The following is an 11,432-nucleotide window of genomic DNA, read 5'->3' as shown; positions in this document are numbered from 1 at the left end:
ACGTGATCGCATACACCATCGTTGCATCGATATCACGGCTGATGATTGCAGCCCCCTGCAGGGCGTTGATCGCCTTGCGCATGTCCCCCTGTGCGATGTATACGATCGCTTCCATGGCATCCGGCCTGATATTCAGGCTTTCGCGGTGCGCGATGCGCCGGATCTCCTCGCGTATCGCGGCCGGCGAAAGCGGTTTGAACCGGTAGATCGCGCACCGGCTCTGGATGGGGTCGATGATCTTGGAGGAGTAGTTACAGGAGAGGATGAACCGGCAGGTCTGGGCGTAACTCTCCATCGTGCGGCGGAGTGCGGCCTGGGCATCGGTGGTCAGGGCATCGGCTTCGTCAAGGAAGAGGATCTTGAATGTCGCGTCACCGAGAGGTGTGGTCCGGGCGAACTGCTTGATCTGGTTCCTTACCACGTCGATTCCCCGTTCATCCGATGCGTTCAGTTCGCGGAAGTTCATCTGCCACGAGTCACGGAAAAATTCCCGCGCCAGTGTTACGGCCGCAGTGGTCTTTCCCACGCCCGCGCTGCCCGTGAAGAGAAGGTGGGGGAGGTTCCCGCTCCTGACATAGGATGACAGTCTCTCGACAATCTCGTCCTGTCCTACGATATCAGCGAGTTTCTGCGGGCGGTATTTCTCTATCCAGATCGTGTGGGACTCATCCATATTCGATCATCTTTCGTGTGAAAATTGTTCTTGTAACGGATCACTATGCGCTGGCGTTCCTTGAAAATTATCGTACAGGTAACAGGAACAGCATGCTGTGAGTACTGAATGTCATAACGTTTATCATAAGGGTTTTGAAATTACTTTCCATGCAAATAAAATATATTTTCTGCGCCCTCATTGTCATTTTCCTGGTCTGTTCTCCCGCATCAGCCAGTATAAAAAAGGTTGCAACCGGCGCGCCGGTCTTCATCGGAGAAACCGGTCTCAGTATCACTTCAGCTATCCGTGACTGCAAGGTAATAGCCTGGTGGCCGGATGAGACAGATATGTCCGGCCCGGCGGCAACGAATATCACGATACAACGGGTCAATGACGTGATCCTGCCGGTCAACAGTTTCAATATCAGCCCGGATCTCTTCCGCGGGTATCCCGGGAACTGGTACTGCGAAGACAGACAACCCCGTTTTATTGTGCTGAACGTTCACGAACCACAGATCTCCATACGTGTCTGGGACCTTGACAAGAATGAAGACGTTACCGGGAAGTCGGTTCCCGTCACGACAAACATCACCTACCGGATCGACACGAACCTTCACAAGGTTCTCAGTTACACCAACCGTACCGATCTCACACCGGCTGATGGATTTTTTACTGTTACCCTGACCAATCCCTCGGGAAGGGATATGAAAAATATCTATACCGGCAGTATCGGGTCTCCCAGTACCCAGATCCTGATTTTCGACAGCACGCCATTCATAACAACCCCGACCTATTATGGCAGAAACCTGGAAGCATGGAACCGGCTCTCCCGTGATACAACGGGCGGCTTCCTGTATCCGACAGGAACCTACACGTTCACAGTTGTCCAGACCCTTGGTGGCATGCAGGAATCCTTTACCAGTGCCGATATGAGGGATGGCAGAACCACCTCATCGGCAAGCGTAACCTTCGTGCCGGTAGAATCCCCTGCAACGCAGACAACCACTGAGCCTTCAGAAACCCCTGTCACCACACCTCCCGGGACAATCACCCCAACCCCTGTTATCACGGAACAGGCAGTTACTCCTCCGGTACCTGCCCTTGAGGAACCGGTGGCAAAAGTCACCTATTCACCCCTGCCCCTCTGGGTAGTTATTCTTGGGCTTCTGGGTGCATGTGTTCTTCTCGCGCAAAGCAGGTACTGATACGTAATATCCTCTTTTTCTCATCGATCCTGGCCACGTTATTAACGATCACGGGCACATACTTTAGGTGAAGTGATTTCATGAACATCAGAACAGCACTGTTAGTCATTGTCGCAAGCCTTCTGATCATCACACCCGCACTTGCAGCGGAGAATGTCCCTGCTGAAGAAAATCCCTGGTACTGGTATAATCAGGCCGTAGACCTTGCTAATGCCGGCCAGTTCTCCGCTGCTCTTGTGGCAAACGAGAAAGCGCTCTCCATAAACGAGAGCATGCCCCTTGCATGGGCAAACCAGGCAGGAATTCTTGTTCAACTGGGCCGGTATGAAGAAGCTATTGTCGCCGCGGATCGCGTGGTCTCGGTCAATGCAACCGATCTTCCCAATGCCTATGCTGCTGCCTATTACAGTAAAGGGGATGCGCTCCGTGCATTGGGCCGGATGAACGAGGCAGCAGATGCCTATGCACAGGCATACCGCCTGGATTCCAGTCTTTTTCCCCCCATGACTGTTCCCGTTCATACTTCTGAGCCGGCAACCCCGACCCCGGCAAAAAGTCCCCTGCATCCCGGTATCATTGTATGTTCGGTTCTGGTAGCCCTTGTCTGTTGTAAGGCTCGTTCCTTGCAGTAGATGCTCCCTTTTTTGCGCAATGATTATTCCTGATACCTGCACCGCCCTTGTCACGGGCTATATCTTGAATAGTTACTCTGGACTATAGTAGTACGGATTATGGAAGGTGCAGCCAGGGTATTTGCCGGGGAGTTTTCCCGGTCAACGCTCGTTCAACCCATGGGAGACAGCGGTGTTCAGGGAGGGGTCGTTACACCGTCCGGTGCCTGCTGTCGGCAGATATTTTTTGCCGGGGTTTTGACAGAAGCCGGGGAATCCGGTGACATGGCACACTGCCGCGTGGCAGATCCTACCGGGGCCTTTGATCTCATCTCCTGGAGAAAGGGAGCGTTGAAGGATGCCATCACTACGATCCCGATACCTTCCTTTGTGACCGTAACCGGTCTTGCCCAGGTGAACCAGAACCGGAGGCCCGGTTCCCCCACCATACGCCCGGAACAGATCCTGCCCATTGACCGGGCCACCCGCGACCAGATCTACCTCTCAACCGCGGAATACACGCTCCGCCGCATCGGGCAGATGCGCCTTGCGATCAATGGTGGGGATGCTGATGACAATATCAGAAGGGCGCTCCGGCATTACACCACCACAACAAAAGACCTCCAGGAACTCCTGGAGATGGTGGAGCATGTTGTTTCGGGCATTCGTCCGCTCGCCCCGGCTCCCGCGGAAATTGCAGCAGATGTAACATCTGAAGTGCGGGAACTGGTTGGGACTGCTCCGGGCCCGCAGGGCATTGCAGTCGAAGAAGTGATAGCTGTGCTGGCCGGGAAGGGAATCAGTAAGGAAGCAGTGCTCGCGGCACTGGAATCACTCATTGTGGACGACGAGTGCTACCAGCCCCGGAAAGGGTACGTCAGGCTCTTATGAAACTGGAATTTATCCGTAGCGGCCCGGCGCTTGTCATCGAGAACGAAGAGCGCCTGCTGGTTGTCTCGGACCTGCACTTTGGGATCGAGGCCGACCTTGCAGCCCACGGCCTTCACTTCGCCAGCCGGAGTGCAGAGCGGCTGGAGCGACTGATGCGGGTCATCGATTCAGCCAACCCGGACCGGCTTATTCTCCTGGGGGATATCAAGCACAGCATCCCCTCCCTGACGCGGCAGGAGTATCATGAACTCCCGGGGATTATGGAAACCGTGCGCTCACGGGTACCCCTGGTCATCTTTCCCGGCAACCATGACATCGGCCTCGAGCGGTTCGCCCGCGAAGGCGAGATCTGTCCTAGGGACGGAATGCTGATCGATGGGATCGGTTTCCTCCACGGGCATATGTATCCTGCACCGGAGCTGTACGGCAATCTCATTGTTATCGGGCACCACCACCCGCTCCTGGCCCTCCGCGACGAAGTTGGCTGTGCCCTGCAGGAACCTGCGTATATCCGGGCCGGGCTGATGACTGGCAAGGGAGATATCCCTGTTCCCGAAGACCGTGCAGGACAGACCCGGCTTCTCTTCATGCCGGCCTTCAACGAACTTGCCGGGTACGACATCTCCCGTATTATCAGGGATCCCTTTTCCCCGTTGTCACGGTGCATGGACCCCGGGAGCGCCGAGATCATCCTTGCCGATGGGACGTACATCGGCCCTTTCAGTGCACTGGTGCAGGATGAAGACGATTGAACGGCTGGACCCGCGAGTCCGTTCGTGTATCCGGAAACGCGGGTTTACCTCCCTGTCCGATGCGCAGAAACAGGCAATCCCCCTTATTCTTGATGGGAAGAACATCGTCCTCATTGCGCCCACCGGGACCGGCAAGACCGAGAGCGCGATGTTCCCGGTCTTTGACGGCCTCCTCTCCCTTCCGGCCGGAGGGGGATTCAAGGCCATCTACATCACGCCCCTGCGCTCCCTGAACCGCGATATCCTCTCCCGCATGCAGTGGTGGTGCGGTGAGCTTGGCCTTACCGTGGGCGTGAGGCATGGCGATACCCCGATGGCGGAACGGAGAAAACAGGCACTCTCACCTCCCGATCTGCTGATAACAACGCCGGAAACCTTCCAGGCGCTCTTCATGGGAAAACGGCTCCGGCAGCACCTTGCCCATGTCCGGTATGTCATCATCGACGAGATCCATGAGCTTGCCGGGAGCAAGCGGGGTGCCCAGCTTGCTGTCGGGCTCGAGCGCCTCCACGTGTATGCCGGTGCGTTCCAGCGAATCGGCCTCTCGGCAACCGTGGGAAATCCCGGGGATATCGCGGGATTCCTCTGCGGGGCCCGGCCCTGCTCCGTTGTTCAGGTGCCGGTGGCCAAACAGCTGGACCTTTCGGTGCAGTATGTGGGCGACGATTTCCGTCACCAGGTCGAAGTGCTGAAGAAATACCTGAAACGCGAGGGATCGACCCTTGTCTTCGTCAATACGCGGGTCACCGCTGAAGCACTCGGGCACGCCCTCTTCGGCCACGGGGATGTTGAGGTGCACCATGGTTCGCTCTCCAAAGAAGTACGGATCGATGCAGAAGAGCGGTTCAAGAAAGGGGAGATCTGCACCCTCATCTGCACATCATCCATGGAGCTCGGGATCGATATCGGCCGCGTTGACCATGTCATCCAGTTCGGCTCGCCCCGTGAGGTTGCACGCCTGGTGCAGCGCGTGGGCCGGGCAGGGCACCAGCTGAATACCATATCGCGCGGCACCATCCTTGCCACGGGATTTGACGACCTGTTGGAATCCCTTGTCATTGCCCGGAAGGCAGGCGCAAACGAGATCGAACCAGTGGTATTGCCACGGCAAGCAGCAGATGTCCTCGCAAACCAGGTTGCAGCGATTGCGGTCGAATACGGGGAGATCGAGCGCCCGCGGATACGCGAGATCTGCGAACGGACAATCCTGTTCCCTGACTGTGACGAACTCCTGGAAAAGGTCTGCCGGCAGATGGAGGACCACCGCCTCATCCGGATAGACGGGAGCCGGATCATCACCACCGCGCGGGCACGACGGTACCTTGCAGGGAACCTCTCGATGATCCATGACGAGAAGAAGGTACCCATCTTCGACATCGTCTCCCGGCGCACGGTCGGGACCCTGGACGAATCCTTCGTTGTTGGCTGGGTGCACACAGGGGTTGTTTTCATCACCAAGGGCCAGCTCTGGCGTGTCCTTGAGATTGCTGACGGGAAACTGACCGTGGAACCTGCAAAGAAGGCAATCGGGGAGCTTCCTTCATGGGAAGGCGAGCAGATCCCGGTCCCGCATTCCGTGGCGCAGGAAGCCGGCGGCATCCGGAGGACCCGGTCGCTTGCGGAGTACCGCACGGAACCCGACGGGCTCGCCTTTGCCTCGGCATTCTTCCGGGAGATGGACAAAAACAGGTCTCTTGTCCCGACAGACGAGCTTATCACGCTTGAGAATACCGAAGACGGGGTGGTCTGCAATGTCTGTGCCGGTCACAAGGCAAACGAGGCTCTCGGGCGAGTGCTCTCGATCCTCCTCTCTGCCCGGTATGGTACCACGGTCGGTCTCGAACTGGACGCGTACCGGATGCTCCTGCGCCTTCCCTCATCCATCCGGGCGGCAGATGTCCGCGACCATCTTCTCTCCCTGGATCCTGCAACCATGCCCGGCGTACTCCGTCTTGCCCTGAAGCGGACCGCGCTCTTCAAGTGGAAGCTGGTACAGATTGCAAAAAAGTTCGGGGCCATTGATCCCGATGCCGACTATGAGAAGATCAGTATCCAGCGCCTTCTTGACTTCTTTGACAACACGGTTGTCCAGCACGAAGCCTATCGGGAGCTGCTCTCAGAGTACATGGATATCGACACCGCAGCAGCGATCGTGACCCTTGTCCGGAACGGGAAGATCCGGGTGGCGCTCGGCCTGCACTCCCTTATCGGGGCAGGTGGGCTTCTCTCATCCCGCGACCAGATCCCGCCACCTTCCGGGGACAGCGCCGTACTCTCCACGCTCAAACGCCGGCTCAGCCAGGACGATGTCATCCTTGCCTGCATGAACTGCCGGGACTGGAAGACCCGGACAGTTGTCTCCCGTGTTGACGACCATCCCCAGTGCCCCAAGTGCGGGGCCCGGCTGGTTGCTGCACTGAAACCCTATGAGGAGGAGCAGTACGCCATAGTGAAAAAGCCGCGGAAGAATGCCGAGGAACGCTCAACAGAGCAGCGGCTTTTGAGAAATGCCAACATCGTACTTTCGAGCGGTAAAAAGGCAATCATAGCACTCTCAGCCCGGGGCGTTGGGCCGGAGGTTGCCTCGCGGATCCTCGGCACGCTGGCAGAAGGGGATGCCTTCTATCGCGAGATCCTCAAGGCAGAACGCATCTTTGTCCAGACCCACCGGTACTGGGCATGATGCGGTAAATCACAGGTGCAGGAAAAAAGAGGATATTACATTATGCTCTCGAGCTTCTGCTCGAGGAAGTCGAGGCCTTTCTTGATGTCCTCAAGGTTCTTTCCGCCCGTGAGGATGATCTTTCCTGAAGAGAAGAGGAGCGCAACGATCTTGGGATCCTTGATGCGGTATACAAGGCCGGGGAACTGTTCAGGCTCGTACTCGATATTCTCCAGGTTCAAGGTGATGACCACTTTATTGAGGTTGATATATTTCCCGATATCATAGGAACAGACAATATTGGTGATTGCGACCTTGGGCTCCTTGAACGTGTCCACGCCGGCGGACTTTAAGGACTTGATGATGATGCCAAGGCCGTCGGTGAGTGCTTTCTTGTCGCGGATACCGGTCAGTACGACCTTACCCGAAGAGAATATCAGGGATGCGATCTTCGGGTCTTCGATCCGGTAGACCGCACCCGGGAACCGCTTGGTATTGAGCTCGCAGCTCTTGATCTTGCCCGAGACTTCTGCAAGATTGATAGAATCGGCAATTACGCCGGAAGCTACGATATTCTCGATTTTCAATGACGCGTACTTTTTGTCAGCCATCCACTATACTATGCTGTGCTCTGAATCATAATACTAATGGAGAACCTTTATGTCCTCTCATTTGCACGTTGTTCCGACGTTTTTTGTCGCCCCGGAGGAATGAATTCCTCCGCACCGGGTACGCCTGTTTCACGGATGGTGCTCCCGGCCAGAGCATGAAGTATAGTACCGGTACTCCTGTTCCTGAATTTTAAAAAGGCAGATTGAAAAAGAACCGGATAAAACATTCTTCCCGATTCTATGAAAAAGACCGTTCATGGCACGGACAGTTATGATAAGATGTGCGAACGCTTCGCCATCGATGTGCCAGAATACTATAACTTCGGATTTGACGTGATCGATTTCTGGGCAAAAAAGGACCGGAACAAGCTTGCGATGATCTGGGTGAACCAGCAGGGGGAAGAGAAGAAATACAGTTTCCTTGATTTGAAGAACCTCTCGAACAAGGCTGCAAACATCCTGCTCAAGTACGGTATCAACAAGGGCGACCGCGTACTCGTGATGCTCCCGCGGATCCCCGAGTGGTGGATTTTCGCCATTGCGTTAATTAAGCTCGGCGCAGTATTTGCTCCCTGTCCGACAATGCTGACAGCCCGTGATATCAAGTACCGGATCAACAAGGGAAAGTTCCGCATGGTCATCACCGATCTCGAGAATGCAGCAAAAGTCGAAGAGATCTGCAACGAGTGTCCCACCCTGACCTCCCGGATGATTGCTGATGGAGAACTCGCGGGATGGGCAAGTTTCCCCTATGAGCTGCTCTACCCGGCGCCGGTCTCCCACCGGTCCGTGAGTATCCCTGACGATCTCAAGACAAAGAGCACCGATCCGATGCTCATCTACTTCACCTCCGGCACAACGGGAGAGCCCAAGATGGTCCTCCACAACCACGGGTACCCTCTGGGACATATCGTGACTGCCCGGCTCTGGCAGGATGTGAAGCACAATGACCTGCACTTCACGGTCTCGGATACCGGATGGGCCAAGTGCGCCTGGGGCAAGATCTTTGGCCAGTGGATTGAAGGCGCCTGCATCTTTGTGTACAATTTCACCGGGAAATTCCAGGCAACCGAGGTTCTCCCCCTGCTGGAGAAGTACCAGGTGAGCACATTCTGCTGTCCCCCGACAATTTACCGGATGCTCATTCTTGCGGACCTTGAGAAGTTTGATCTCTCCTCGCTCCGGCACTGCACCAGCGCAGGTGAACCCCTGAACCCGGAAGTGATCCGGGTGTGGAAGGAAGGAACGGGACTGACCATCTGCGAAGGGTACGGCCAGACCGAGACCTGCTGCTGCGTTGCCGCGTTTCCGTCTGTCGAACCCCGCCCCGGCTCCATGGGGAAGCCCTCGCCGGGATGGAAGATTGAGGTACATGACGATGACGGGAAACCACTGGGAAACCACGAGGAAGGCCGGCTTGCCATCAGCTGCAAGCCCCGCCCGCCGGGCCTCTTTGTCGAGTATCTTGACAATCCGGAAGAGAACAAGAAGTCGTTTGTCAGCAACTGGTATTACACCGGCGACAAGGTGTACCGCGATGATGACGGGTACTTCTGGTTTGTCGGCCGTGACGATGACGTGATCAAGAGTTCGGGATACCGTATCGGCCCGTTCGAGGTCGAGAGTGCGCTCCTGGAACACCCGGCCGTGCAGGAGGCAGCCGTTGTCGGGTCTCCCGACCGTATCCGCGGACTGATCGTCAAGGCGTTTGTCGTCCTGAAGAAAGGATACGAACCCTCGGAATCGCTGGTGCGGGAGATCAAGACCTATGTCAAACGCACCACGGCACCCTACAAGTATCCCCGGCAGATTGAATTTGTCAGCGAACTTCCCAAGACGATCTCCGGTAAAATCAAGCGGAATGAACTCCGTGCAGCAGAACTGAATAAATATCTTAACAGCAAGTAACAATTTTTACTTGTGGTGCAGTAACAATTTATCCCGATTTTCTGATTTTTTTTGGTTGTGTCAATATCCATAACCTGAAGATCTGATGCACAAAAAAACGAAACACGTAATAAGTGCACCACCAAATGGATCAGTATGGTGCGATATTCTATCACTATGGATGATAGCCTTGCGGATACGATCGATGTGTCTGCCAAAAAGGAACGGCTGTCACGTTCCGAATGGATCACAGAGGCCTGCGAGGCCCATCTCTCCACGATCCCTGGTGCACTGCCGGTAAACTCCGCCACGCTCCCGTCAACCGGAAAAAGCCTCCCCCCCGACCAGCATAACATGCCCGATTACGAGACCATGGCACAGAACTTCCGGATCGATGTCCCTGAATTTTTTAACTTCGGCTTCGATGTCATCGATGCCTGGGCACAGAAGGACCGGAACAAGCTTGCGATGATCTGGGTGAACCAGAAAGGCGAAGAGAAGAAATTCACCTTCTGGGACCTGATGCGTCTCTCAAACCAGATTGCAAATATGTTCATCAAGTACGGCATCAACAAGGGAGACCGCGTCCTGATCATGCTCCCCCGTATCCCGGAATGGTGGACCGCGACAATCGCCCTGATCAAACGCGGTGCGGTCTATTGCCCGGCGCCCACGATGCTGACGGAAAAGGACCTCAAATACCGCATCAATATCGCGGACATCAAGATGGTCATTACCGACACCGAACATGCCGATACGATTGATGCCATCATGAAAGACTGCCCGTCCCTTACCTGCCGGATGCTGATAGACGGGAAACGCGACGGGTGGATCAGTTACCCGGTGGAACTCGACTACCCGGCACCGGTTTCGGCAAAGCTCGTTACCCTTCCGGGAATGAAGAAGACAAAAAGCACCGATCCCCTCGTCATCTTCTTCACCTCCGGCACCACGGGCGAACCGAAGATGGTGGTCCACGACCACAGTTACCCCCTCGGGCATATTGTCACGGCACGGTTCTGGCATGACCTCCGCTCGACCGATCTCCACCTGACCCTTTCCGATACCGGATGGGCCAAGAGTGCGTGGGGCAAGTTCTATGGTCAGTGGATCGAGGGTTCGGCCATCTTTGTCTACGATATCCGGGGCAGGTTCAATGCGACCGAGATCCTGCCGTTAATCGAGAAATACGGCATCACCACGTTCTGCGTCCCTCCCACGATCTACCGGATGCTGATCCTCGCAGACCTTGACAAGTTCGACTTCACCGAGCTCCGGCACTGCGTCAGTGCCGGCGAACCTCTCAACCCCGAGGTCATCAAGGCATGGAAGGATGCAACCGGCCTGACCATTTACGAGGGGTACGGCCAGACCGAGACAGTCCTGTGCATTGGGACGTTCCCGGGCATGCAGCCGAAGTTCGGCTCCATGGGGCGCCCCTCCCCCGGGTGGGAGATTGTGCTCCACGACGACAACGGAAAGCCGGTGCCCCTCCATGAGGAGGGCAAGATTGCGATCCGCTGCAATCCCCGCCCCGTGGGCATGTTCCGCGAGTACCTGAATAATCCCGAGGAGAACAAAAAATCCTTTATCGGCGACTGGTATTACACCGGTGACAAGGCGTACAAGGATGAAGACGGCTACCTCTGGTTCATTGGCAGGGACGATGATGTGATCAAGGCTTCCGGGTACCGTATCGGACCGTTCGAGGTCGAGAGCGCCTTAATCGAGCACCCGGCCGTCCAGGAAGCCGCGGTTGTCGGGTCCCCGGATGATATCCGCGGCCTGATCGTCAAGGCCTTCATCATCTTAAAGCCGGGATACACCCCGTCCGAAGGGCTCATCCGCGAGATCCAGAACCATGTCAAGAAAGTGACCGCACCGTACAAGTACCCCCGTGCAATCGAGTTTGTCGAATCGCTCCCCAAGACGATCTCCGGTAAAATCCGCAGGAACGAGCTCCGTGATCAGGAGATGAAAAAGTACCAGAACGAGATGAACGGCCAGAAGAAGGCGTAAGCCCTCACCTCCCCTACCTTTATTTAATCCAACAGGTAATCTATACAGGCGCGAGGATCGCCGAGCCAGGTCAAAGGCGTTAGGTTCAGGGCCTAATCCCGCAGGGGTTCGCCGGTTCGAATCCGGCTCCTCGCATCAG

The 11,432-nt window shown here is 56.0% G+C and carries 9 protein-coding genes and 1 tRNA gene; 8 read left to right on the top strand and 2 right to left on the bottom strand.

From position 1 onward, the window contains the following. Positions 1 to 673: replication factor C small subunit (locus CW742_RS02075; RefSeq protein WP_292415899.1), on the bottom strand; the 673-nt coding region annotated here is incomplete at its 3' end. A 149-nt stretch (positions 674 to 822) separates the two neighbouring features. Between CW742_RS02075 and CW742_RS02070 the strand changes: the two genes are divergently transcribed. The 5 genes from CW742_RS02070 (at position 823) to CW742_RS02050 (ending at position 6,797) form a co-directional block, all read left to right on the top strand. Then, positions 823 to 1,860 (top strand): DUF3821 domain-containing protein, encoded by a 1,038-nt coding sequence (locus tag CW742_RS02070; RefSeq protein WP_292415897.1) that lies wholly within the window; start codon positions 823 to 825, stop codon positions 1,858 to 1,860. Positions 1,861 to 1,940: 80 nt separating this feature from the next. Then, positions 1,941 to 2,492: a tetratricopeptide repeat protein gene (locus CW742_RS02065; RefSeq protein ID WP_292415895.1), complete on the top strand. Its 552-nt coding sequence runs from the start codon at positions 1,941 to 1,943 to the stop codon at positions 2,490 to 2,492. A 99-nt stretch (positions 2,493 to 2,591) separates the two neighbouring features. Further along, a complete protein-coding gene (locus tag CW742_RS02060) occupies positions 2,592 to 3,362 on the top strand; it encodes a hypothetical protein (protein ID WP_292415892.1) in 771 nt (256 codons plus the stop codon). Next, positions 3,359 to 4,114, top strand: a complete 756-nt coding sequence (locus tag CW742_RS02055) for a metallophosphoesterase (protein ID WP_292415890.1) — start codon at positions 3,359 to 3,361, stop codon at positions 4,112 to 4,114. The genes CW742_RS02060 and CW742_RS02055 overlap by 4 nt, the downstream gene beginning before the upstream one ends. Then, positions 4,101 to 6,797 carry a DEAD/DEAH box helicase gene (locus CW742_RS02050; RefSeq protein WP_292415888.1) on the top strand — a complete coding sequence of 899 codons (2,697 nt, stop codon included), beginning with the start codon at positions 4,101 to 4,103 and terminating at the stop codon, positions 6,795 to 6,797. Before CW742_RS02055 ends, CW742_RS02050 begins: the two co-directional genes overlap by 14 nt. A gap of 35 nt (positions 6,798 to 6,832) precedes the next feature. On the opposite strand, the gene CW742_RS02045 is transcribed toward CW742_RS02050, so the two are convergent. Next, positions 6,833 to 7,387 carry a TATA-box-binding protein gene (locus tag CW742_RS02045; protein ID WP_292415886.1) on the bottom strand — a complete coding sequence of 185 codons (555 nt, stop codon included), beginning with the start codon at positions 7,385 to 7,387 and terminating at the stop codon, positions 6,833 to 6,835. Between the two features lie 240 nt (positions 7,388 to 7,627). Between CW742_RS02045 and CW742_RS02040 the strand changes: the two genes are divergently transcribed. From CW742_RS02040 to CW742_RS02030, 3 genes are all read left to right on the top strand, one after another. Beyond that, a complete protein-coding gene (locus CW742_RS02040; protein WP_292415884.1) occupies positions 7,628 to 9,295 on the top strand; it encodes an acyl-CoA synthetase in 1,668 nt (555 codons plus the stop codon). A gap of 135 nt (positions 9,296 to 9,430) precedes the next feature. Then, positions 9,431 to 11,293 (top strand): AMP-binding protein, encoded by a 1,863-nt coding sequence (locus tag CW742_RS02035; protein WP_292415882.1) that lies wholly within the window; start codon positions 9,431 to 9,433, stop codon positions 11,291 to 11,293. Between the two features lie 50 nt (positions 11,294 to 11,343). Further along, positions 11,344 to 11,428 (top strand) — tRNA-Leu (locus CW742_RS02030). Positions 11,429 to 11,432 lie beyond the last annotated feature (4 nt).

This window comes from Methanoregula sp. (genome assembly GCF_002835825.1).
Classification (GTDB): domain Archaea; phylum Halobacteriota; class Methanomicrobia; order Methanomicrobiales; family Methanospirillaceae; genus Methanoregula.
The sequence above is the reverse complement of the archived record's forward strand: the minus strand, read 5'-3'. Positions and strand labels throughout refer to the sequence as shown.